The following is a 22,699-nucleotide window of genomic DNA, read 5'->3' on the forward strand; positions in this document are numbered from 1 at the left end:
ATCAACCTTTCACGATTTTTTGCATCAATATAGCAAGGCTTACTTTAATCATGTAATATGCAGATTTAAGAGGTGTGATGGAAGATTGTCCACCTTGTCGCTCTTGCATATTTACAGATATCTCATTAATGCGAAGTTTTTTCTTTTTTAAATGAATAAGAACTTCTGGTTCTGGATAATCTTTTGGATAATTGTGTGCAAAAATTGTAATTACTTCTCGATTGATAGCACGATATCCAGAAGTTGGATCCATAAATGTTTGTTTCGTTAACACTTTCAGTAGGGCAGTAAAATAAAAAATACCGATTCTTCTTGAAATACTACCTTTATAAGCTGTTTTTTCTGTAAAACGTGAACCTAGCACCATATCGCATTGGCCTTCAGCAATAGGCTGTATAATTTTGTATAAATCATCCGGATTATGTTGTCCATCAGCATCGAACTGAATTGCAATATCATATCCATTCTCATATGCGTATTTATAGCCAGTTTGTACAGCTGAACCGATGCCCAGATTATATGGTAGATTAATAAGATGAACAGGGAAATTTTTTACGATTTGAGCTGTTTTATCTTGTGAGCCATCATTAATAACGCAAATGCTTAACGCTGTAAAATGTTGTTTTAGTTCTAGTAATCTTGTTAATGTATCTGCAATTGCTTCTTCCTCATTATAGGCTGGAATAATAATCAAAGTTTTTGGTATTGAAATTGGTACCTCGATAGACATTACCGCACCACCCCTTACATATTTAACTATATTATGGTTATTTATAAACAACTTTACTTAATATACCATTAAAAGTATAAGAAAATAAAGGAAAAACTGATGGGTGATTTTAGGAGGAAGCCACTGATACAAAGGCAAGCGATAGTATTTTTTATAATAAAAAATACATGCAAGGAAGGACCTGTGCATGTATGATGAGAAGATTATGTTAAATATTCCAAGGCTTACTTAAAGTTAAAACTTCAGCCATCTCTTTACTTTTTAAACGTCCCTTTTTTCGGTTTTCCGCGCGTTCTAAACCGGTTGTGTGTAACCAATGTTCTTCCTGAGTTTCAGGGAGTACTTGTGGTACGGACGAAGGTTTTCCATCTTTTATCGCCACAAATGTAATGAAGCAAGTAGCAGCAATTCTACGCTCGCCTGCTAATAAATTTTCTGCGATTACTTTTACGAAAACTTCCATTGAAGATTTCCCTGTATAACATACAAATGCTTCATAACAAACAGAATCAGCTTGGTGAATTGGAGTTAAAAAATCAACTGAATCAATAGATGCTGTTACGCAATGTTTACGACTATGTCTTGCAGCCGCAATTGAAGCAATACTATCAATTTCTGCTAATAATTTCCCTCCAAAAAGTGTTTGGTGATTATTTAAATCGTTAGGAAAAACACGTGTTGTCTTAATTGCTTTAGATTCTCGCATGAATTTCTTTTCCATATATTCAGCCCCTATAGTCTGTTTTCAATCAGAATAATATGTGTAAGCGGAGTACTCATATTAGATATTTAATGAAGTAAAGTGTATTCCAAAAGAGAATGATTTAAACTTCTGTATTTGTATTCATATAACTGAAAGAAAATTTATTTTATCTAAAATGTAGTGTAAAAGAGGATTCGCTTACATTGCAAGTAAAAAAGTAATGACTATGTATTTATCATAGAAATTCCCTATCAGCCATGTACCCATTCATGATAGAATCGTTTTGTTATGAATGGAAATAGAGGTGCAATGGACATATGAATCATATACAAACAAATTTTTCATCTTTCTTCAATAAAATTACGATCGGTGCGATGCTCGCATTTTTTGTTTATAGTTGTTGGGCAGCATTTGAGACAAGTAAGCAATTTTTTGGAGGAAGTACAACAAGTGTAACAATCATACTGGCAATTTTCGTCATACTCATTTTGTTAGTGGCATCAATCCTACAATATCGTTTTACAGATAAACAATTTCTTATTTTTCTTATAAGTATATCTATAGTTGTGAGATTTAGTATGCTGTTATTTGTAGATGCTCCAATAATTGGTGATATGAAAGTGATGTATGAGTCTGCAAAGCAGATTGCAATTGGTAATAATATAGGGACTGTAACTCATTTGCCTTTTATTATATATGAGTCAGTAATTATTCGTATATTTGGTGATACATTATTCGCTTTACAACTATTTAATGTGTTATTTTGCGCAGGAACCGCATTTTTTATTTATCGTATTGCGGCAATGGTTTTTGGAGAAGAATGCGGGCGTATTGCTTCTATATTTTATGCTCTGTATATTCCAAATATATTCATGAGTTCCGTATTAACTCCTGAGTCACTTGCAATATTTTTATTTTATTTTGCTTGTTACATACTTTTATATAACGGATTAGATCATCCTTATATGTGGTTGTTTTCAGCGATTTTATTTGCATTTAGTAATATGATTTTCCCAATGGGATTATTTCTTCCTATTTTTATCACGGTATATATATTATTAATTGAAGTGTTTCAATCAGCAACGAAACAAAAAGTGTTACTAAAGATGATAGGGATACTTATTCTATTTTATAGTGCTCATTTTAGTGTGAATTATGGAATTAAGACAATGGGACTGTCACAATATACGATTGCGAATGAGACGTATGTTCAATCTGTCTTAATTGGAAAAACGCAACATGAGGAAAAAATATCGAAAAATCAAAGTGTAACAGAGCATATTGATCAAAAGTTAAAAGAGATTGAGGGAGAAAGATTTAAACTTTTAGAACCGATGATAAATCAGTTTTCAGAGGAGGGGATAAATTCTATTCTTTTCAAATGTGAAAAACTGATATATATAGCCGTAACATTGTTTATGACTATAGCTCTATTACACTTCCTAATTAAGAAACAACAAAATGAGGGATATATGTTGTTCTTATTTTTAATTAGTGGCTACGTATTGTTAAAGCTCTTCCAAGTAGATATGGCATATTACAATGTAATTATGCCGGCATTGTTTATTTTGCAGAGCTTTGGTGTTTATATGAGTTATGTGTATTGTCAAAAAATATTTTTCAGAAAGTAAAAAGAATCCATTCTGGATTCTTTTTTTGATGGAAGATGAAATTTAGTAGTCAGTGCAGATGAAAAGTATGCCTGACCTGAATTTTGTCTTATCGATTTAGTTCTAGTTGCAAATTATCGGCTGTTAGAGCCATTTGTGAGGAATCATCTTGAATTCCTTTCATGACTTGTGAAATAGCTTGTAGCTCATGTTCAATTTTCTTATTCTGTTCTTTTGAGTTAGACATATCTTTTACAATTTCTTGGAAGTATCGATCTGTTGCCGACATACTATCCGTTCCTTCCGATACGAGAGAGCTAATTTGTTTCACGGAAGACGAGACACGGGTAATTTGTTCATTTGTTTTTTCGACGAGCTTTGTAACGTTAAATATCGATTCTTTCGTTTGCTCTGATAATTTTCGGATTTCACCAGCAACAACAGAAAACCCCTTCCCAAATTCTCCAGCACGTGCAGACTCGATAGCAGCATTTAGTGCGAGTAAATTTGTTTGCTCCGCGATCGATTTAACGATATCTATGATTTCGTTAATTTTGTTAGAAATATCGAGAAGTTCATGAGTATCTGTAATAATCGTTTCCATATTCATTTGAATAGATCCCATTCGTTTGTTTTGCTGGTTTAATTGTTCTTTCCCTTTATTCGCTTTTTCTTCAGATGTTGTAGCTAATGATGTACCTGTTTTAGCAATCTCTACAATAGTTTCAGACTTAGCGGTTAGTTTTTGAATAGAAGAGCTTGTCTTTTCAGATACAGCAGCTAGTTCTGTTGCGATATGCGTAATTGTCATAGCAGTTAGTTCTTTTTCTTTCTCATGCTCTTTTTGCATTCTTTCATATTCAGATTCATAAGCTGCAAGAACAAGTTCTTGTTCAAGAGTGAATAATTTATTTATGACATTTATAGAATAGGAAAAATCATCGATTGTTGTTATTTTTGTTTGCAAAATCTTCATAATAGAGCGGAATAATTCTTGATAAGCAGCAGTATACCATTTTCGATGTAAGCCAATTTGTACATGTCGTTTGGCAATCCTAACACGCTGTTCAATAAAATCTTCATGCATATTGCCGCTGAATAATTCTTTAATATGTGTTTTTAAAGTTTGCTTTAGTTTTGGAATAGAGCTGTAACGTTCAATAATAGTAATTAAATTAGGTTGTTTTGTAATGTTGGCATAGAATTTTTCAGTAATCCAATCAATTTCTGCATAAATAAAAGGCTGTAGTACTTTTACAACTTGTAAATCTTCTTTTGAAATGTGTAGCATATCCATTTGAATTTTCAGTTCAGAATTAGTAGGTACATTAAAAGTTATTTGTTGGTCCTTACTTAATTCGATTATACTGGTGTTTGTTTTATTAATATTTTTTTTGAAAACCCCAAGCATCATTCTTCCCCCTGTGTATAAAACGTTTTCAATTTTAAAACTAATATAGGGTAATTATATATGCTTATATATAATTACTCTATATTAGTTCGTAGAATAGTATATAAATTAAGAGAATTCTAGATAGAATTCTCTTAATGGCCTTTATTAATTTTAGCATGTGTTTTAAAGAAAACAGGGAAATGCACATTATATATTACAGTGACGACACGAATAACGAATGTTACTAATAAACAAACATAGAAAGCTAATACGTGCGCGCCCATAGCGTGTGTGATTAGGAAGCTAATTGCTCCTAAGATAGAAGCGATTGCGTAAATCTCTTTTCGGAATACGTAAGGGATATCTTGAGCACAAATGTCACGCAAAATACCGCCTCCAATACCTGTAATGACTCCCATTGAAACAACTAGAAATGAGGCGTCAACATGATGTGACATTGCCGCATTTGCACCAATAGCTGTAAAAACGCCTAAGCCAACAGCATCAGAAAGCATAATAACGACTTGAAGTTTATTGATGCGCTCAAAAAACATACAAGTAAATAATGCTGATAATACACTTACGAAAAAGTAAATGGGTTTTACAAATGCGACAGGGGGCAGGTTACCAATCATGATATCACGAATAATACCGCCGCCGAGCGCAGTAGCTACAGCTAAACAAAGGACACCAAATAAATCTAAATCTTTTTTTAAACCAACTAATGTACCAGAAATGGCAGCGGCGATAATGCCAAGAAACGTAAATATATCGATTAATAACATGGCCTTAATCCCTTCCTCTTAAAGATGTTCCAGAGAAAAAATATACACTAAAGTATTGGAAATAACAATTACTTTTCGTTACATGTAGAAAAACGGATAAAATACATAAAGAAAGCGTTTGAAAATGTTTAGGGGAAAACGAAGCAAGGTTAATTTTTAGTTGTAGGGTAGCCGAGTGAATGTCATTTTTTAACCGTTAAATTTTATATATTAATAAAAGGATTAATAAATGTTTGCTATAATGCTGATAATAAGTGAAAGAGTGTTAGATAGTTTTTATAGAGATAGGGAAGGATAGCTAAAGGATAATATTTTCTAGTTACTACTTACGATGGATTGGCTAGTTTCGGTATAAAAATAGTTCTCAATTTAAATATGAGTTATGTTATAATTGCTAGGTGTGTTTTAACGATAATAAATTATGATTAAAAGATAATGTTAAGATTTTGTATGGAGGTCTTGGAATGTTAGCAAATCAAGCTAGGGTTAGATTTGAGCATTTTTTGCTCTTTTTTATTATTTTACAGCCTGTTTTAGATTTATTAACGTCTCTTAGCATCACTTTATTAAAGTCAAATGCTACCGTTGGAATTTTAGTAAGATTCCTTATTATGGCTGTTGGTGGTATTTACATTTTAATTCAGGCAAAAGAGAAGGAAAATAGAAAGTTTTTAATTTATCTTATATTATTAGCCGGAGTTTTAGGGGTAGGATTTATTAATAATAAACTAGTTAAGGATCCTATTGTACTTAGTGAAGAAGTTAAATTCGTTGCGAAAGCATTATATATATATATTATGCTGGGGTCATACATTTTAGCTTTAAAATCATTGAAAAAGACAGTTAATATTAGTGATAAGGTTCGAAATAGTATTGTATATTCTACATTAATCATTAATGCAATTATGGTTATTTCTATTTCAACATCTACTGACTTTGGTAGTTATGAATGGATGAAGGTTGGTTCTCGAGGTTGGTTCTATGCAGGGAATGAACTAGGTTCAATCTTAGCTATTATTTTCCCTATTGTGGTACTATATTCTATTCAAAAAACAAAAAGCGTGAAGCACGTTTTATATTGGATTCCATCAATTTTAATGATTTATTCTTTAATTCAAGTTGGTACGAAAGTAGGAATGGGTTCAATTGGTGTTACGTTAGCGGCAGCAATCGGAATCATTGTACTACAATTATTATTTGATAGAAAAAACCCGAATAAAAAAGCTCTTGCGCTTAACGCGGTAATTGCTATTATCCTATTAGCCGGTGTAGTTGGGACGTTTAAACAAACACCATTAGCGCAAAATATGGGTATTCACAATAACTATTTAACAGAGCAAAATGTAGCACAACAAGATCAAAAAGAACAAGAAATTAAAGATAAGCTGAAAAAAGAACAAGAACTTAAAGAAAAAGAAGAAAAGCACCATAAGGCTGAAAAACCAGAAGAAAAAGCGAAGATAGAAGTAGAAGTTAAGAAAGAACTTGAGAAAGAGCAAAAGAAAGAAAATCAAGAAAACCTTATTTTCAGTGGACGTCAAGTATATGAAGAAAGACATAAGCAGTTCTTTAAAGAAGCGCCAGTGTCACAAAAGTTATTAGGAATGGGTTATGCAGGTAACTTTAAATACAATGAACAAAAGCAACCAGATCCAAAATTAATTGAAATGGACTTCCATGATTGGTTTTATGATTTCGGGATTATTGGCTTTGTATTACTAATGATTCCATTTATTTATTACGGGCTAAGAATTCTACTAGCATTTGCTAAGAGATTTAAGGACATATTTAATATAAAATATGGAATGATTTCAGCAAGCTTATTGTTAGCGTTAGGTATTGCTTATATTGCAGGACATATTTTAACAGCACCAGGAGTTGGGATTTACTTTGTAGTGGTGCTAGCTTATCTAATAGTAGACCTAGAAATTGAATGATAAAAATAAAAGCTAACTTTTGTTAGCTTTTATTTTTTAGTACAGTAAAATAAAAATAGCTGGAAACGTAGCAAGGATTTAAAGGAGGAAAAAACATGAGAATATTGCATATGAATGCAGGAGCAGAAGATGGGGGAGGGAAAACACATATTATTTCACTTCTCGATCAGTTTCCAACTGGTGAAGTAGAATTAGCAGTATTTGAAGATGGAATTGTTGCGAAGGAAGCAAGGGAATTAGGGATAAAAGTCCATGTGTTTTCACAAAAATCGCGCTATGATTTATCCATTTTAAAGAATATAAGTGAATTTATTAATAAAGAAAAATTTGATGTAGTTCATACGCATGGTCCTAGGGCTAATTTCTATGTTTCTTTAATGAAAAAGAGAATAAAGGCAAAATGGGTAACGACTATTCATAGTGATCCATTTCAAGACTTTACTAAACAGGGCTTAAAAGGTTGGATTTTTACGAAATTAAATTTGAAAGCCTTAAAAAATATAGACTTATTTTTCGTAGTAACAAATAGATTGAAAAAAAGCCTGGCAGCATTAGGGATTTCAAATGAAAAGATGCATGTTATTTATAATGGAATTGAATACGATAAGGAAAAAGCAGAAGGCTATAATAAAAAAGAAATGTTCAATATTGCTGAAGATGTATTTACGGCAATCCAAGTAGCGCGATTACATCCTGTCAAAGGACATGAAGTTTTATTCGATGCGTTACAACAAACAAAATTGGAGAAAATTAAAGTATTATTAGTTGGCGATGGCCCATTAGAAGAAAATCTAAAGTCATTAGCTACTGAAAAAGGGATTAACGATAAAGTAGAGTTTTTAGGACATCGTCAAGATGTAAAACAATTATTTGCGTCGTCACATGTAAATTTATTAACTTCTCATAGTGAAGGGTTCCCACTAGTTTTATTAGAAGCGGCAAATCAACGCGTACCATCAATTGTGACTAGGGCTGGAGAAATTGAACCATTAATCGTAGATGAAACTTACGGATGGATTGTGCCAACAGATGATGGAAAGGCATTAGCATTAGCTTTAGAAGAAGCGTATGATAAGTGGAAAACTGGAGAATTAGCAGCAATGGGTAAACATATTTATGAGCATGCTACTATGAATTTCTCACTTCAAAAACTATATGAAGATACAAAGGAAACATATAAGCAATTAATAGCGAAAAACTTGTAATGATAGAGAGGATAGTTAACTATGGCAGTACAAACAGTTGATATTCTAGGCGTTCCTTTTTCTACAATGACAATGGATGAAACGGTCAAATATTTAAAAGAACAACTAGAAGCGGAGCGAACTCATACGTTTCAGGTAGTAACAGCAAACCCTGAAATTGTTATGTGCGCAAAAAAGGATGAAAAGTTCTATCAAACATTATTGAATACAGATTTAATTACACCTGATGGTATTGGGGTTGTAAAGGCAAGCGGCATGCTTGGTACACCTTTAAAAGAACGTGTAGCAGGTTTTGATTTAATGTGTAATTTACTTGCGAAGTTATCAGAAGATAGTAAACCAGTATCTGTTTTCTTATTAGGTGCAAAGCCGCATGTTGTACAAGCTGCAGCAGATCATTTAACAAAGACATATTCAGCTGTATCCATCGCCGGTACACAAGATGGTTATTTCAAACAAGAAGACGAAGAGAATATTATTTCTCGCATTCAAGAAGCAAAACCAGATTTATTACTTGTTGCACTCGGTTTCCCGAGACAAGAGAACTTTATCCAAAACAATAAGCATCGTTTAGAAACGAAAATGGCTGTTGGAGTGGGTGGAAGTTTAGACGTATGGGCTGGAGAGGTAAAACGTGCACCAAAATGGATTCAAGCGATTCATTTAGAGTGGTTTTATAGATTATGCAGTAATCCAACACGCTGGCGTCGTCAGTTAGTATTAGCGGAATTTTTAAAAGAAGTAATGCGTTCGAAAAAGTAGCGAAATATCGCTACTTTTTTTTATTTATTCATTTTTAATGAAGTGAAACTTTAATCAGTGAGTCATCCCTACTGATTATTAGCCCTCACCAATCGGGATAGACGTTTTACTTTTTGGGAATGATGAAGGAGAATTTTTTACACAAAAGTATTTTACTTATACAATTCACACATGTAAAATGATGTGTAAAGACACCTGTGTGAGGAGGACTTCTAGTGGGCAAGGTAAAAGAAATTTCGAAGCGCAAACTACTTGGTATAGCTGGACTTGGATGGCTATTTGATGCAATGGATGTTGGAATGCTTTCATTTGTAATGGTAGCCTTGCAAAAGGATTGGGGATTAACGAGCCAGGAAATGGGCTGGATAGGCAGTATTAACTCAATCGGTATGGCAGTAGGAGCGCTTATTTTTGGGATACTATCAGATAGAATAGGCCGAAAATCAGTCTTTATTATTACATTATTATTATTTTCTATCGGTAGTGGTTTAACTGCATTAACAACGACACTCGCGATGTTTCTCGTTTTACGCTTTTTAATTGGTATGGGGCTTGGCGGAGAGCTTCCGGTTGCCTCTACACTAGTATCAGAGAGTGTTGAAGCGCATGAGCGTGGGAAAATTGTTGTGTTATTAGAAAGTTTTTGGGCAGGTGGATGGCTAATTGCAGCCCTTATCTCGTATTTTGTTATTCCTAAATATGGTTGGGAAATTGCGATGGTATTGAGTGCAGTTCCAGCACTATATGCTTTATATTTAAGATGGAATTTACCGGATTCCCCAAGGTTCCAAAAAGTTGAAAAAAGACCATCTGTTATTGAAAATATAAAATCAGTTTGGTCTGGGGAATATCGTAAAGCAACAATTATGCTATGGATTCTATGGTTTTGTGTTGTCTTTTCTTATTATGGAATGTTCCTTTGGTTACCGAGTGTAATGGTGCTAAAAGGATTTAGTTTAATAAAAAGTTTCCAATACGTACTTATTATGACATTAGCTCAACTTCCAGGATATTTCACCGCTGCTTGGTTTATTGAACGTCTCGGTCGTAAATTTGTGTTGGTTACGTATTTAATCGGGACAGCTTGCAGTGCCTATTTGTTTGGGGTTGCGGATTCATTAACAGTATTAATCGTGGCAGGTATGTTACTATCCTTCTTTAACTTAGGTGCTTGGGGAGCATTATACGCCTATACACCTGAACAGTATCCGACGGTTATTCGTGGTACTGGTGCAGGAATGGCAGCAGCATTTGGGCGTATTGGTGGTATTCTTGGGCCACTATTAGTGGGGTATTTAGTTGCCTCAGAAGCTTCACTATCACTAATATTTACGATTTTCTGCGGATCAATTTTAATTGGTGTATTCGCTGTAGTAATACTTGGACAGGAAACGAAGCAACGAGAATTAGTATAAAGTGAAATTTTAAACGTAGCCCTGACCGTTTATTACCCTACACTACTCCGCTCTTTCTAGGCAGTTAATGTAGGATAAAGGGGGAGAGGAAACCGAAGTGGTTTCCTTTTTTCTGTTTTTTTAGATAAATAATGGTATAGTAAGAAAAAGGGATTATTTCTTATAAAAGCGAATGTATACAGCAGGACATATGGACAAAGAATTAGGTGGTTGAAGAAATGAAAATTTTACTGATCATGGAAGAGGCAGAAGAGAGAAGAGAGTTAGCTGAAAATTTCACTGAAAATATGAGAAATGTAGAATGTTTTGAAGCAAAGACAGGAACAGAATCTTTATTTATGATGAAAAAACATATACCAGACTTTGTTTTTTTAAGTTCCAAATTACTAGATGGTACTGGTTTTGAATATGCAAGTTTATTACGAGAAATAAATTGCTATACAAAATTTATTTTTGTAGGTGAAAACATAGAGGAATCTATTACAGCTTTTCGTTTCCAAGCATTTTATTATTTATTACGACCATTTCGTGAAGAAGATTTACAATTTCTTTTATATAAAATAGGTAAAGAACAAGGTGAGAAAGCAAAGAGTTATTTGCGGAAACTACCGATAGAAAGTCAAGAGGGTATACGATATATTCTTCCAGAAGATATCGTATATGTAAGTAAAAATAAAGAAAATAAAACTGTTTCAATTTACACAACGAATAATCAGTATATTTCAACATATACACTTCAGGAATTAGAAAATAAGCTAAATGCATATGATTTTTTACGTGTGCATAAAAGCTATTTAATTAATATGTCATATGTAAAAGAACTGAAACCTTATTATAATGGCACGTATAATTTGTATTTAGATAGGTATGATGAGCAACCGATTCCAGTCAGTCGTAATTATGTAAAACGCCTTCGAAATAACATTGAATTATAGTAGGTAATGAGAGTATTTTAACATGATAAACTGAAAATCCTTCATGATAGGGAGGATTCAAGTTAAATATTCAGAAAATTTAGTACAATCTCCACTAAGAAATAGTATTGGGGGAATTGTATGTGAAGACATTGAAATCGATTTTACTTTGGGGCGTTATTACAGCAGTAGGAGCAGGGGCTTTTGGGGTAATAGCTTTATCACAAGGTGAAACCATTAATGCTGTATGGCTCTTAGTAGCTGCTGTATGTGTATATGCAGTTGCTTATCGCTTTTATAGTAGATTTATAGCGAGAAAGGTTTTTAATTTAGATGATAATCGTCAAACACCAGCCCATACATTAAACGATGGGAAAGACTATGTTCCAACAAATAAGTGGGTATTGTTTGGACATCACTTTGCAGCGATTGCTGGGGCGGGACCTTTAGTAGGACCGATTTTAGCAGCACAAATGGGATATTTACCAGGGACCATTTGGATTATTGTTGGGGTAGTTGTTGCGGGGGCTGTCCAAGATTTTGTCATTTTATTTGCTTCGATGAGACGTAATGGTAAATCGTTAGGAGAAATGATTAAGGATGAGATTGGGCCTGTTACAGGACTAATTGCAATGATAGGTATTTTAGGAATTATGATTATTTTATTAGCAGTATTAGCGTTAGTCGTAGTAAAGGCACTGATTGGAAGTCCTTGGGGAATGTTTACGATAGCAGCAACGATTCCCATCGCTATTTTAATGGGAGTTTACATGCGCTATATTAGGCCTGGTCGTGTTGGAGAAGGGTCAGTAATTGGTATTATCCTACTTATTTTATCTCTTATTGGAGGACAGTATGTAGCAGAAAATCCAACACTTGCAAGTATGTTCACATTTAGTGGCGAAACAATTGCTATTATGCTTATTGTATATGGATTTATTGCATCTGCATTACCAGTTTGGATGTTATTAGCACCACGTGATTATTTAAGTACATTTTTAAAAGTTGGAACAATTGTTGGATTGGCGATTGGTATTTTAATTGTAGCACCTGATTTACAAATGCCAGCAGTTTCGCAATTTATTGATGGAACAGGTCCTGTTTTCTCCGGTAATTTATTCCCGTTCTTATTTATTACGATTGCCTGTGGTGCAGTCTCTGGATTCCATGCTCTTGTTTCATCAGGTACGACGCCAAAAATGATTGAACAAGAGGGACATGCACAGCCAATTGGTTACGGAGCAATGTTAATGGAGTCGTTTGTAGCTGCGATGGCAATGATTGCAGCTTGTGTATTAACACCAGGAACTTATTTTGCGATTAATAGTCCGGCAGCACTTATTGGTACGGATGTATCGCAGGCAGCTCAAGTTATTTCTTCATGGGGATTTGCTATTACACCAAATGAACTAAAAGAACTTGCTGTAAATGTTGGAGAGCAAACAATTTTATCACGTACAGGTGGCGCACCAACGTTAGCGATAGGTATGGCATATATTTTCTCACAAGTAATAGGTGGAACGGCGATGATGGCATTCTGGTATCATTTTGCTATTCTCTTTGAAGCCCTATTTATTTTAACAACGATTGACGCAGGAACGCGTGTAGGACGATTTATGATTCAAGATATTTTAGGGCATGTATATAAGCCGTTTGCGAAAACAGATTCTACATTAGCAAATGTAATAGCTACAACGTTATGTGTATTAGGATGGGGTTATTTTTTGTACCAAGGGGTAGTAGATCCGCTTGGTGGAATTAATACATTATGGCCACTTTTCGGTATTGCAAATCAAATGTTAGCAGGTATTGCATTATTACTTGGAACGACAATTTTGTTCAAAATGGGGAAAAAGGCATATGTTTGGGTGACACTTATTCCAACTGTTGGATTGCTTATTGTAACGATGACGGCGGGTTATCAAAAGCTATTTCATGAAAACCCTAAAATAGGATTTCTATCTCATGCAAAGGTGTTCCAGGGAGCATTAGATGAGGGGAAAGTGTTAGCACCAGCTAAAAATGTTGCTCAAATGAAGCAAATTATTTTCAATGATTATATTGATGCAGCGCTTTGCGGGATTTTTATGATAGTTGTAATCGCTGTATTAATTTCTGCAATTCGAATTTGGATTCAAGTATTAAGAAATAAGCCGATGCTGCTAAAAGAGGCAGCATATATTTCTAGAGATGAAAGTGAGTCGAGGAACTATTATGCTTAAACGACTACGGAAAGTATGGGGGGAAAGAAAACGCTTTATTAGTTTGCTCGTTGGGGTACCAAGTTATGAAGTATATGTGGAGCATATGAAAAAGCATCATCCTGAAGAAGAGGTTGTATGTCAAAAGCAATTTTTTGCTGAGGCACAAGAAGCAAGATTTAATGCAAAGGGTGGAAAAATATCACGCTGTTGTTAATGAAGAAGGGCGAGTTTTCGCCCTTTTTATTTTTTTGCTGTTTCACGTGGAACAGCAAAAAATAAACAAAAAACTTTGGGAATTATAGGGATTTCGTATACAATAAAGTGGGGAAGGGGATAGATGGAAAAGTAGGGAGATTATTTTATGTTAAGGGACTTATTTGTAAATACAACAATTATTCTTTCCTTTATTTTTGTTGGAGGTCAGCTTTTAAGAGATAGGCCGTTAAAAGAAGAGTTTTCTCTTTGGCAGAAATGTGTAGTAGGTATTCTTACTGGAATATTAGGTATATTACTAATGTATTTCGGTGTTCATGTTGGTACCATCCTATTGGATTTGCGCTACTTAGCTGTTATTTTAGCTGTTATAATTGGAGGCCCGATAGCGAGTACTATAGCTGTTAGTATGATTGTAACTACTCAGCCACCTTTCGGTGTCTTTTTTAAATTTTACTAGTTTCATATGCCTCCCATTTGTAAATACTGAGTATATCAAACAGGGGAGGTGAATCTTATGGTCGATCGAAAAATTATTTTAGATACATATAAAAAAGGACCTGAAGCTGTTATTTCTTTATTTGAAGAAACATTTTCTAAGTTAGAAAAACGTATACAAGAACTAGAAAATGCTTCAAAAAAAAACTCCAAAAATAGTCATAAGCCACCTTCTACAGATGGTTTGGGTAAGCCCGTTACAAAAAGTTTGCGCAAACCGTCTCATCGTCAAACGGGTGGCCAGTTGGGCCACAAGGGACATACTCTTGGTTTGACAGCGACTCCAGATCATACGATTACACATTCTCCTACATATTGTACTTGTTGTCATACTTCCTTGAACCACGAGCCTGTAAAAGGGTATCGCATTCGCCAAGTGTATGACTTACCACCTATTCAGATCGAAGTGACAGAACATAAAGTAGAACAGAAAGAATGCCCACATTGCCATTCTATCCAAGAAGCCCAATTTCCTTCGACAGTATCTCGTCCTGTTCAATATGGTCCAAATATAAAAAGACTGATTCCCTATTTAACGCATTATCAATGCATTTCTTTGAAGCGAACAAAAGAATTCTTTCAGGATTGTTTTGGACATTCTATAAGCGAAGGAACCCTGGTAAATCATACACAGGCTTTCGCTTCTCAATTGCAGCCATTCATAAAAGAAGTAAAGGAAAAGATTCTGCAGTCTCCTGTTGTCCATTTTGATGAAACTGGTATGCGTGTAGAAAACAAAACACAATGGTTACATACTGCCAGTACACCGGAGGTGACATTGCAACATATTCATCAAAAACGTGGAAAAGAAGCAATGGATGCTGGAGAAATCTTGCCATCTTTTTCTGGAATTGCGATGCATGATGGTTGGAAATCGTATGATGCGTATACAGATTGTCGTCACGTTTTATGTAATGCCCATCTCTTACGAGATTTACAAGGAATTATAGATAGTACTGGAGAACAATGGGCACAACAGATGCAGAAATTTCTAACGCAAGCGTTGACGATGAAAAAGCAATCCGAAGGTACCATGCCAAAAGCGACGCAAAAGAATCTGTTTATTATGTATCAATCCATATTGAAAGAACAACAGATTCTTTCCACGAAACAAAAGAAGAAAGGAAAGCAGACGCCTTCTCAAAATTTATGGAATCGCTTCGTCAAGTATTCTGACAGAATTCTAGCGTTTTTAGAACATCCAGCCATTCCATTTGATAACAATCAAGCAGAACGGGATATTCGGATGACGAAAGTAAAACAGAAAGTGTCTGGGACTTTCCGAAGTAAGAAAGGCGCAGAATCTTTTTGTCAGATACGAAGCTTTATGAGTACCATGAAAAAACAAAAACAATCGGTCTTACAAGCGATAAACCAAGTCATAGAAACTAGAACGGTTCCTTGGAATAACACGACTTCATAAGAGAATTTCTCTATTTGGCATAGATTCTTTCTCTGATTGGAGTATTTTCTTTTCATGTTTTCGAATCGGAAACATGTATTTGGCCTGTTTTTTTATTTGAAGAAGCTGAGTAGTTACGTATGATTTTAGTAACTAGGTTATTATTTATGGATTATTCATTAGCTTCTCAAGTAGCTTTTTATACAATTATTGCGATAGGAGTAGGTAGTATCTTTATTTCGCGTCTAAATATCTCTCTAGGAGAAAAGTGGGCATGGTTACATACATATATTTTATCTATTCTAATCCCCTCACTATATATATGGTTAATTAAAGATATTAACATAGTAGGATTATATTTAATTTCTAGTATTATTACAGGCTACATAACATTCATAAGTGCAAATTACGTTTTACAATCCAATGAGTTATTCCAAACGATGAAGCAATACGCAACGGTAGACGCATTGACAGGTCTAGGAAACGTAAGACAGTTTGATTTAGAGATGAATCGTCATATTAGTAATAAGAACATGAAAAATGATTTGCTTTGTTTACTACTTATAGATATTGACCACTTTAAGTATGTAAATGATACGTACGGGCATCCTGCAGGGGACGAAGTGTTAAAACAAGTAGGATGTATTTTACGAGAAACTTCACAATTTCCAGATTTGGCTTTTCGAAAGGGTGGAGAGGAGTTTGCGCTTTTGATACCGAATAAGGGATTAGCTTACGGAATTCGTATGGGCGAGCAAATTCGTATAGCTGTTGAAAGTCACCCATTTCAATTGTTAGATGGAACAAAAATAAAAATTACGGTTTCGGTAGGGGTTTCAGAGTATGAAGGGTCATCAGAGCAATTTATTCAAGCGGCGGATGATGCGTTATACTACTCGAAACGAAATGGTAGAAATAAGGTCAGCTCTGCATCTTAAAGATAAGATGACCAGAAGACATAAAGCTTATAAAAAACACTCACAGAGGCAATGTATGAACCTTGTGAGTGTTTTTATTTATATATTAGACAAGTTCTTTTGATACAACGAATTTACGATATGCACCATGGTGAGTCGGACCTACGTATTCGTTAATTTTGAATGAGTAACGAATAGCAGCTGTGATGAATTCTTTAGCAGTTTTTACTGCTTCTTTCACAGGTTTTCCTTTTGCAAGTTCTGCTGTAATTGCAGCAGAATATGTACAACCTGCACCGTGTGTATTGGTTGTATCGATTTTTTCTGATTCTAGAAGATCGAATGTTTCTCCATCATATAGGACGTCGATTGCAGTTTCCGTACCAAGCTTGCTTCCGCCTTTAATTAGTACATATTTCGCACCTAAAGCATGGATTTTCTTCGCTGCTTCTTTCATGTCCTCAAGAGAATTAATTTTCACACCGCTTAATTGGTAAGCTTCAAATAAGTTTGGCGTTACAACTAATGCTTTTGGCACAAGAACGTCACGTAAGCAGTCATTTGTTTCAGGATGTAATGCTTCATCAGCACCTTTACATACCATAACAGGGTCAACTACTACATTTTTGAAATTGTGCTTTTCGATTGTTTCTGCAACCATTTCAATAATTTCTACTGATCCAAGCATACCTGTTTTTAAAGCGTCTACGCCAACACCTTCAATTGTTGTTTCTAATTGTGGTTTTAATGTAGAAGCTGGGATTGGAAATACGTTATGTGCCCAACCGTTATGTGGATCCATCGTTACGATTGTTGTAAGAGATGTCATTCCGTATACGCCAAGTTCTTGGAATGTTTTTAAATCTGCTTGTATACCAGCACCGCCACTTGTGTCAGAACCAGCGATAGTAAGTGCTTTATTTAATGTCATTATGAAAGCCCCCTCAAGTGATATAATGAAAACTATGTTTTCACCATTATATCAATGTTACGAATAAGTACAAAGTGAAAAGTAGATGATTTATTTTAAGAGCTATTTAAAATCTTGTATGCAGGAGACTGAGTATGTTTCGAGATAATCGTACAAATGAATTAGTTATATTAAAGGAAATTGCAGAAACATTAAATACATCAAATGATACATATCATGTATTGCAAGCAGTACTAGAAAAATTGCTCAGTGTAACAGGTTTAACGACAGGCTGGATTTTTCTTGCGGATGAAAATGGGAAGTATACGAAGGTGATCGATTACCAGTTACCAGAGGCACTTAAATATGAAAATAAACGCCCGATGTGTGAAGGTGAGTGTTGGTGTTTACGCGGCTTCGTAGATGGGAAATTAGAGAGAGCCGTTAATATTATTGAATGTAAAAGAATTAATAATGCAATTGAATATAATTGGGGAGATACAGAAGGAATTCTTCATCATGCTACGGTTCCTTTAAAGGCTGGAGGAGAGAAATTTGGTGTTTTAAATGTAGCTAGCCCAGGTAAAACACATTTTTCGGAAGAAGAATTAGTATTGCTCCAATCAGTTGCTTTCCAAATCGGGACAGCTTTAAAGCGAACAAAATTATATGAAAATGAAAAGCGAAGAGCACATTACTATGTGAAATTGGAGCGGTTTATTCAAGCTTTAAAAACGATTCATAAGTTTAATGTATTATCTGAAAAGGTGGTAAATCACGTAGGTGAAGTATTTCAGTGGAATCAAGTGGCGTTTTTTATTAGGGAAGAAATAGAGTTATCTTTGCGAGCTTCTTATGGGCAGGAAGAGTTACAAGAGGATGTAAAAGAAGCGGCAAAGAAGGCGTTAGAACAAGGTGAGCTAGCTCTATTAAAACGTGTAAATGGAGTTGTTATTGCTACGCCAATACATATTCAAAATCATATATTTGGTGTTTTATGTGTTAGTTTAAATAATGGAGAATTTGATGTTAATACAATAGATATAATTCAAGCATTATCGAATCACGTTTCATTAATAATAGAGAATCTAAGGTTAAACGAACAGCGCCGTGAACTCGTACGACTGGAAGAAAGAAACCGATTAGCAAGGGATTTACATGATTCTGTTTCGCAAAAATTATTTTCATTAACCTTTATGACAAAAGGGGCTGAGGCCGTTTTAAAAGGTCAAAATGAAAAGGTTGACCAATCTTTGCATGAGATGCGGGAACTAGCGCAAGGAGCTTTAAAGGAAATGAGAACATTAATTTGGCAGCTTCGTCCGGCAGGATTAGAAAAAGGTTTATTACCAGCTTTAAAGCAGTACGGTGAAAACTTGGGACTGAAAATTCGGGAACAAGTTACAGGTGTTCGTGATTTACCGCGTGTAGTAGAGGAAGCGTTATGGAGAATTGGACAAGAAGCTTTGAATAACGTAAGTAAACATGCGAATGTCAGAGAATCAACGATTTATTTCAAAGTGACAGAGAAGAATGTATCATTAGAAATAGTCGATCAAGGAAACGGCTTTGTAGAAAAGGATATAAAAGAGAAGAAATCACTCGGCATGACTACGATGCGTGAAAGAGTAGAATTAGTTGGTGGAACAATTAAAATTGTAAGTAGTAAGAAGCGAACGAGCGTAAAAGTAAATGTACCATTATGATGTGAAAATGAGGGAAGTTTGTGAAAATAAAAGTATTGTTAGTCGATGATCATACAGTCGTTTTAAAAGGATTAGCATTTTTCTTAAGTACACAGGAAGATTTAACGTTAGTTGGAGAAGCAAATAATGGGAAAGAAGCGTTAGTGAAAGTAGGGGAGACGAATCCAGATGTTGTATTAATGGATTTATATATGCCCGAAATGGATGGTGTCGAGGCGACGGCGTGCATCAAAAAAGAATATCCGAATGTGAAAGTAATTGTATTAACTAGCTTTTCTGATCAGGCGCATGTTTTACCAGCGTTAAGGGCGGGGGCAAGTGGGTATATTTTAAAAGATGTAGAACCGGATCAGCTTGTTGAAGCTATTCGAAGCGCATATAAAGGTAATATTCAATTACATCCGGATATAGCAAATACTCTTCTCTCTCAAACACTACCTGTGGAAGAAAAGGAAGAAGAACCTTCTATTCAAGTGGATGTGCTAACGGCGAGAGAAAATGAAGTGCTGCAGCTATTAGCGAAAGGGATGAGTAATAAAGAGATCGCTTCTGTTTTAGTTATTACAGAAAAAACGGTAAAAGCTCATGTAAGTAGTATTTTGAGTAAGTTGAATTTATCTGATCGCACGCAAGCGGCGTTATATGCAGTGAAAAATGGAATTGTATAAGACAAAAGTCGTAAGACCTAGTTCGCCTTTAGAAGGTGGACTTTTTTTATGGAAAAATACGTCTATGTGAGGACGAAAATGTATTGATATAAAGATAAAATATGTTTGTAAGCAACAAAACAACAATTACAAGGGATACCTTTTTTGAAAGCATATAACAACATAAGAGTGAGTACTAGGAGGAAGAAATAATGGCAACAGTTTTATTTGTTAAAGCAAACAACCGTCCAGCGGAACAAGCAGTTAGTGTAAAATTATATGAGGCATTTTTAGCGAACTATAAAGAAGCACACCCAAATGATACAGTAGTAGAACTTGATTTATATAAAGAAGAATTACCATATGTAGGTGTAGACATGATCAATGGTACATTTAAGGCAGGTAAAGGATTTGATTTAACAGAAGAAGAGGCAAAAGCAGTAGCAGTTGCTGATAAGTATTTAAATCAATTTCTAGAAGCTGATAAAATTGTTTTCGGCTTCCCATTATGGAACTTAACGATTCCAGCAGTGTTACACACATATATTGATTATTTAAACCGTGCTGGTAAAACGTTCAAATATACACCAGAAGGTCCAGTTGGTTTAATTGGAGATAAGAAGATTGCATTATTAAACGCGCGCGGCGGCGTATATTCTGAAGGTCCAGCAGCTGAAGTAGAAATGGCTGTTAAATATGTAGCAAGCATGATGGGCTTCTTCGGTGCAACAAATATGGAAACAGTAGTTATTGAAGGACATAACCAATTCCCAGATAAAGCAGAAGAGATCATTACAGCTGGTCTTGAAGCAGCAGCTAAAGTAGCAAGCAAATTTTAATTGAAAATAGAATCGTCACTCGAAAAAAAGTAGCATTAACAGGTAAACGTTAATGCTACTTTTTTTATATTTTAAGTTCATCAGCCAGTTTTTCTAATTGAATTCGATCTTGTATGTAATAGGTTCTTCCGTCTTTTTTTAAGTAATTTTGTTGGCAAAATTGGTTTAATACATATAAAAGATGACGATAGCTGACATTTAAGTATTCTGCAGCCTCAGTATGCTTTTCTATATAACAATTATTTTGTTCTGTTAATAAAATAAAAGCAGCTAATCGATTTTCGAAAGGATAACTATAGTTTTTTGCGTAATTTTCAGTGCGAGTAATTGTCTTTTCTCCAATAAATTTGCATAAGTGCTGTAAAAACGTTGCATCTTGTAATAAAAGTTGCTGACAATCTTTAAGAGGAAGTGCTAAACAAACACAATCTTCTAGTACTTCAACGGACTTGGTGATATTTTCTACTCCTATTAATCCTAATTCCCCGATAAAAGATGGTGCTTGAATAAAATTAATTAATGAAACTTTCCCGTTTTTATGATTCATATATATTTTTGCTTTCCCAGAAATTAAGTAATAGAGATAAGGGAGGGCGTTTCCTTCGCTACATATCATCTCTTTCGTTTGAAAAGAATGCAGCTCTACATATGGCAAGACATGAAATGAAAATAGGGTATGGAATTGATGGATTCGCATGTATTGATAAATTTCTTCTTCATTTTTGCTGATTTTCATATTTTCACCCCTATTTATAGTATGAGATATCTCCTATTATCTTTACAAGAAGGAATGATACGATTTATGTAAATTTGTTTTTGTAGAAAAGAGGGTGTGATGAATTTATGAAAAAATATAAAACATTGCTATTTGATGTAGATGATACATTATTAGATTTCCAAAAGGCTGAAAAAGTAGCTTTACAGGTGCTTTTTGAAGAGAAGGGAATCCCTTTAACAGAGGAGATAGAGGCTCGTTATAAAAAAATAAATAAAGGTCTTTGGAATGCTTTTGAAAAAGGTGAACTATCACGTAATGAAGTTGTAAATAAACGATTCTCTATGTTGTTTAAAGAGTATGGAGAAGAAGTAGACGGTATATTATTCGAAAATAATTATCGTAGCTACTTAGAAGAAGGAAATCAACTCATGCAAGGTGCGTTTGAATTTATAAATCAAATTCAAGGGGAGTATGAGTTGTATATAGTGACAAATGGTGTTTCTAAGACGCAAGATAAACGTTTGCGTAATGCAGGGTTACATTCATTATTTAAAGGTGTTTTTGTTTCGGAAGATACAGGTTTTCAAAAGCCGATGAAAGAGTATTTTGATTATGTTTTTGAACGGATTCCTAACTTTGCACCTGAAGAAGGGCTGATTATTGGGGATTCATTAAGTGCCGATATTAAAGGTGGATATGTAGCGGGAATTGATACTTGTTGGTTTAATCCAGAAAGGAAATTAAATGATAGTGGGATTATACCGACATATGAAGTGCATAATTTTGAAGAATTATACGCTCTATTAAAACAGTTTGTTTAATGAAAATAGATGATTGGGGTTTATTTTACATGAATCATTTTTTCTAAAGGTCTTTTTCGAGTTAGTATGGAATATATTTCTTTTGTTGCTTTATATGAAATTGTTAATGTTTATTTTAGAACATTCAGAAAAAACTGTTTGACATTAGGAAATTATTGCTATAAAATCAACGGTAATTGCATAGTCTTATCAAGAAAAGGTGGAGGGACAGGCCCGATGAAACCTTGGCAACAGCCGTATAACGGAATTGTGCCAAATCCTGCAGGTAGTAATCCTGAGAGATAAGAAAGAGCCTTTAGAGCGTGTTTTCAAACTGCTCCTTTCTTGTTTTCAGGAAAGGGGCAGTTTTTTATTTTGTATAAAAGAAAGG

At 34.5% G+C, this 22,699-nt stretch carries 19 protein-coding genes, 3 pseudogenes and 1 riboswitch; of the genes and pseudogenes, 15 read left to right on the forward strand and 7 right to left on the reverse strand.

Features of this window, described 5'->3' with window-relative positions; all coding sequences use genetic code 11:
- Nucleotide 1: 1 nt before the first annotated feature.
- Nucleotides 2-730: a glycosyltransferase family 2 protein gene (locus MHI28_RS18480; RefSeq protein ID WP_000021473.1), complete on the reverse strand. Its 729-nt coding sequence runs from the start codon at nt 728-730 to the stop codon at nt 2-4.
- Between the two features lie 208 nt (nt 731-938).
- Nucleotides 939-1,451, reverse strand: coding sequence for an acyl-CoA thioesterase (locus MHI28_RS18485; RefSeq protein ID WP_000412126.1), 513 nt, complete (start codon nt 1,449-1,451; stop codon nt 939-941).
- Between the two features lie 299 nt (nt 1,452-1,750).
- Between MHI28_RS18485 and MHI28_RS18490 the strand changes: the two genes are divergently transcribed.
- Nucleotides 1,751-3,064, forward strand: coding sequence for an ArnT family glycosyltransferase (locus MHI28_RS18490; protein WP_001015632.1), 1,314 nt, complete (start codon nt 1,751-1,753; stop codon nt 3,062-3,064).
- An 88-nt stretch (nt 3,065-3,152) separates the two neighbouring features.
- Here the strand turns inward: MHI28_RS18490 and MHI28_RS36175 are convergent, their stop codons facing one another.
- The 3 genes and pseudogenes from MHI28_RS36175 to MHI28_RS18500 form a co-directional block, all read right to left on the reverse strand.
- Nucleotides 3,153-3,893 carry a methyl-accepting chemotaxis protein gene (locus tag MHI28_RS36175; RefSeq protein WP_372464371.1) on the reverse strand — a complete coding sequence of 247 codons (741 nt, stop codon included), beginning with the start codon at nt 3,891-3,893 and terminating at the stop codon, nt 3,153-3,155.
- A 15-nt stretch (nt 3,894-3,908) separates the two neighbouring features.
- A pseudogene (locus tag MHI28_RS36180) lies at nt 3,909-4,457 on the reverse strand (protoglobin family protein); the annotation flags it as partial.
- A gap of 131 nt (nt 4,458-4,588) precedes the next feature.
- The gene (locus MHI28_RS18500) at nt 4,589-5,221 is read right to left on the reverse strand and encodes a trimeric intracellular cation channel family protein (protein ID WP_000924371.1); all 633 of its coding nucleotides are present in this window, start codon (nt 5,219-5,221) and stop codon (nt 4,589-4,591) included.
- 464 nt (nt 5,222-5,685) lie between these two features.
- Here MHI28_RS18500 and MHI28_RS18505 point away from each other — a divergent pair, with 464 nt between their 5' ends.
- From MHI28_RS18505 to MHI28_RS18550, 10 genes and pseudogenes are all read left to right on the forward strand, one after another.
- Nucleotides 5,686-7,158, forward strand: a complete 1,473-nt coding sequence (locus MHI28_RS18505) for an O-antigen ligase family protein (RefSeq protein ID WP_000880759.1) — start codon at nt 5,686-5,688, stop codon at nt 7,156-7,158.
- Between the two features lie 95 nt (nt 7,159-7,253).
- On the forward strand, nt 7,254-8,363 hold the full coding sequence (locus MHI28_RS18510; protein ID WP_016078221.1) for a glycosyltransferase family 4 protein: 1,110 nt from the start codon (nt 7,254-7,256) through the stop codon (nt 8,361-8,363).
- Nucleotides 8,364-8,384: 21 nt separating this feature from the next.
- Complete coding sequence (locus MHI28_RS18515; RefSeq protein ID WP_000290744.1) at nt 8,385-9,125, forward strand: WecB/TagA/CpsF family glycosyltransferase; 741 nt, start codon at nt 8,385-8,387, stop codon at nt 9,123-9,125.
- A gap of 215 nt (nt 9,126-9,340) precedes the next feature.
- A complete protein-coding gene (locus tag MHI28_RS18520) occupies nt 9,341-10,540 on the forward strand; it encodes an MFS transporter (RefSeq protein WP_000521109.1) in 1,200 nt (399 codons plus the stop codon).
- 218 nt (nt 10,541-10,758) lie between these two features.
- The gene (locus MHI28_RS18525) at nt 10,759-11,475 is read left to right on the forward strand and encodes a LytR/AlgR family response regulator transcription factor (protein ID WP_000698256.1); all 717 of its coding nucleotides are present in this window, start codon (nt 10,759-10,761) and stop codon (nt 11,473-11,475) included.
- A 122-nt stretch (nt 11,476-11,597) separates the two neighbouring features.
- Complete coding sequence (gene cstA / locus MHI28_RS18530) at nt 11,598-13,676, forward strand: carbon starvation protein CstA (protein ID WP_000854306.1); 2,079 nt, start codon at nt 11,598-11,600, stop codon at nt 13,674-13,676.
- Nucleotides 13,669-13,872: a YbdD/YjiX family protein gene (locus MHI28_RS18535; RefSeq protein ID WP_000919819.1), complete on the forward strand. Its 204-nt coding sequence runs from the start codon at nt 13,669-13,671 to the stop codon at nt 13,870-13,872. Before cstA ends, MHI28_RS18535 begins: the two co-directional genes overlap by 8 nt.
- 147 nt (nt 13,873-14,019) lie before the next feature.
- A pseudogene (locus MHI28_RS18540) lies at nt 14,020-14,298 on the forward strand (LytS/YhcK type 5TM receptor domain-containing protein); the annotation flags it as partial.
- Nucleotides 14,299-14,388: 90 nt separating this feature from the next.
- The gene (gene tnpC, locus MHI28_RS18545) at nt 14,389-15,792 is read left to right on the forward strand and encodes an IS66 family transposase (RefSeq protein WP_100910632.1); all 1,404 of its coding nucleotides are present in this window, start codon (nt 14,389-14,391) and stop codon (nt 15,790-15,792) included.
- A gap of 119 nt (nt 15,793-15,911) precedes the next feature.
- Nucleotides 15,912-16,709, forward strand: a pseudogene (locus MHI28_RS18550) (GGDEF domain-containing protein); the annotation flags it as partial.
- 85 nt (nt 16,710-16,794) lie between these two features.
- Here the strand turns inward: MHI28_RS18550 and pdxK are convergent.
- Entirely contained in the window at nt 16,795-17,619 is an 825-nt protein-coding gene (gene pdxK, locus MHI28_RS18555; protein WP_000174252.1) for a pyridoxine/pyridoxal/pyridoxamine kinase, read from the reverse strand.
- Nucleotides 17,620-17,753: 134 nt separating this feature from the next.
- On the opposite strand from pdxK, the gene MHI28_RS18560 reads away from it, so the two are divergent.
- The 3 genes from MHI28_RS18560 (at nt 17,754) to MHI28_RS18570 (ending at nt 20,790) form a co-directional block, all read left to right on the forward strand.
- Nucleotides 17,754-19,304, forward strand: a complete 1,551-nt coding sequence (locus MHI28_RS18560) for a GAF domain-containing sensor histidine kinase (protein ID WP_000488150.1) — start codon at nt 17,754-17,756, stop codon at nt 19,302-19,304.
- Nucleotides 19,305-19,324: 20 nt separating this feature from the next.
- Nucleotides 19,325-19,972, forward strand: coding sequence for a response regulator (locus tag MHI28_RS18565; RefSeq protein WP_000695816.1), 648 nt, complete (start codon nt 19,325-19,327; stop codon nt 19,970-19,972).
- A 191-nt stretch (nt 19,973-20,163) separates the two neighbouring features.
- Nucleotides 20,164-20,790 (forward strand): FMN-dependent NADH-azoreductase, encoded by a 627-nt coding sequence (locus MHI28_RS18570; RefSeq protein ID WP_000246719.1) that lies wholly within the window; start codon nt 20,164-20,166, stop codon nt 20,788-20,790.
- 64 nt (nt 20,791-20,854) lie between these two features.
- Here MHI28_RS18570 and MHI28_RS18575 read toward each other — a convergent pair whose 3' ends face one another.
- The gene (locus MHI28_RS18575; RefSeq protein ID WP_000703315.1) at nt 20,855-21,526 is read right to left on the reverse strand and encodes a transcriptional regulator YeiL; all 672 of its coding nucleotides are present in this window, start codon (nt 21,524-21,526) and stop codon (nt 20,855-20,857) included.
- Nucleotides 21,527-21,633: 107 nt separating this feature from the next.
- Between MHI28_RS18575 and MHI28_RS18580 the strand changes: the two genes are divergently transcribed.
- Complete coding sequence (locus MHI28_RS18580) at nt 21,634-22,329, forward strand: YjjG family noncanonical pyrimidine nucleotidase (protein WP_000760177.1); 696 nt, start codon at nt 21,634-21,636, stop codon at nt 22,327-22,329.
- Between the two features lie 183 nt (nt 22,330-22,512).
- Nucleotides 22,513-22,617, forward strand: a riboswitch (SAM riboswitch).
- Nucleotides 22,618-22,699 lie beyond the last annotated feature (82 nt).

The sequence above is a fragment of the Bacillus sp. FSL K6-0268 genome, assembly GCF_038005425.1.
Taxonomy (GTDB): domain Bacteria; phylum Bacillota; class Bacilli; order Bacillales; family Bacillaceae_G; genus Bacillus_A; species Bacillus_A thuringiensis_S.

Excerpts from the sequence above, each read along its gene's own strand:
- MHI28_RS18480 (WP_000021473.1), bottom strand. The coding sequence starts at position 730 with ATGTCTATCGAGGTACCAATTTCAATACCAAAAACTTTGATTATTATT.
- MHI28_RS18485 (WP_000412126.1), bottom strand. The coding sequence starts at position 1,451 with ATGGAAAAGAAATTCATGCGAGAATCTAAAGCAATTAAGACAACACGT.
- MHI28_RS18490 (WP_001015632.1), top strand. The coding sequence starts at position 1,751 with ATGAATCATATACAAACAAATTTTTCATCTTTCTTCAATAAAATTACG.
- MHI28_RS36175 (WP_372464371.1), bottom strand. The coding sequence starts at position 3,893 with ATGCAAAAAGAGCATGAGAAAGAAAAAGAACTAACTGCTATGACAATT.
- MHI28_RS18500 (WP_000924371.1), bottom strand. The coding sequence starts at position 5,221 with ATGTTATTAATCGATATATTTACGTTTCTTGGCATTATCGCCGCTGCC.
- MHI28_RS18505 (WP_000880759.1), top strand. The coding sequence starts at position 5,686 with ATGTTAGCAAATCAAGCTAGGGTTAGATTTGAGCATTTTTTGCTCTTT.
- MHI28_RS18510 (WP_016078221.1), top strand. The coding sequence starts at position 7,254 with ATGAGAATATTGCATATGAATGCAGGAGCAGAAGATGGGGGAGGGAAA.
- MHI28_RS18515 (WP_000290744.1), top strand. The coding sequence starts at position 8,385 with ATGGCAGTACAAACAGTTGATATTCTAGGCGTTCCTTTTTCTACAATG.
- MHI28_RS18525 (WP_000698256.1), top strand. The coding sequence starts at position 10,759 with ATGAAAATTTTACTGATCATGGAAGAGGCAGAAGAGAGAAGAGAGTTA.
- MHI28_RS18535 (WP_000919819.1), top strand. The coding sequence starts at position 13,669 with ATGCTTAAACGACTACGGAAAGTATGGGGGGAAAGAAAACGCTTTATT.
- tnpC (WP_100910632.1), top strand. The coding sequence starts at position 14,389 with ATGGTCGATCGAAAAATTATTTTAGATACATATAAAAAAGGACCTGAA.
- pdxK (WP_000174252.1), bottom strand. The coding sequence starts at position 17,619 with ATGACATTAAATAAAGCACTTACTATCGCTGGTTCTGACACAAGTGGC.
- MHI28_RS18560 (WP_000488150.1), top strand. The coding sequence starts at position 17,754 with ATGTTTCGAGATAATCGTACAAATGAATTAGTTATATTAAAGGAAATT.
- MHI28_RS18570 (WP_000246719.1), top strand. The coding sequence starts at position 20,164 with ATGGCAACAGTTTTATTTGTTAAAGCAAACAACCGTCCAGCGGAACAA.
- MHI28_RS18575 (WP_000703315.1), bottom strand. The coding sequence starts at position 21,526 with ATGAAAATCAGCAAAAATGAAGAAGAAATTTATCAATACATGCGAATC.
- MHI28_RS18580 (WP_000760177.1), top strand. The coding sequence starts at position 21,634 with ATGAAAAAATATAAAACATTGCTATTTGATGTAGATGATACATTATTA.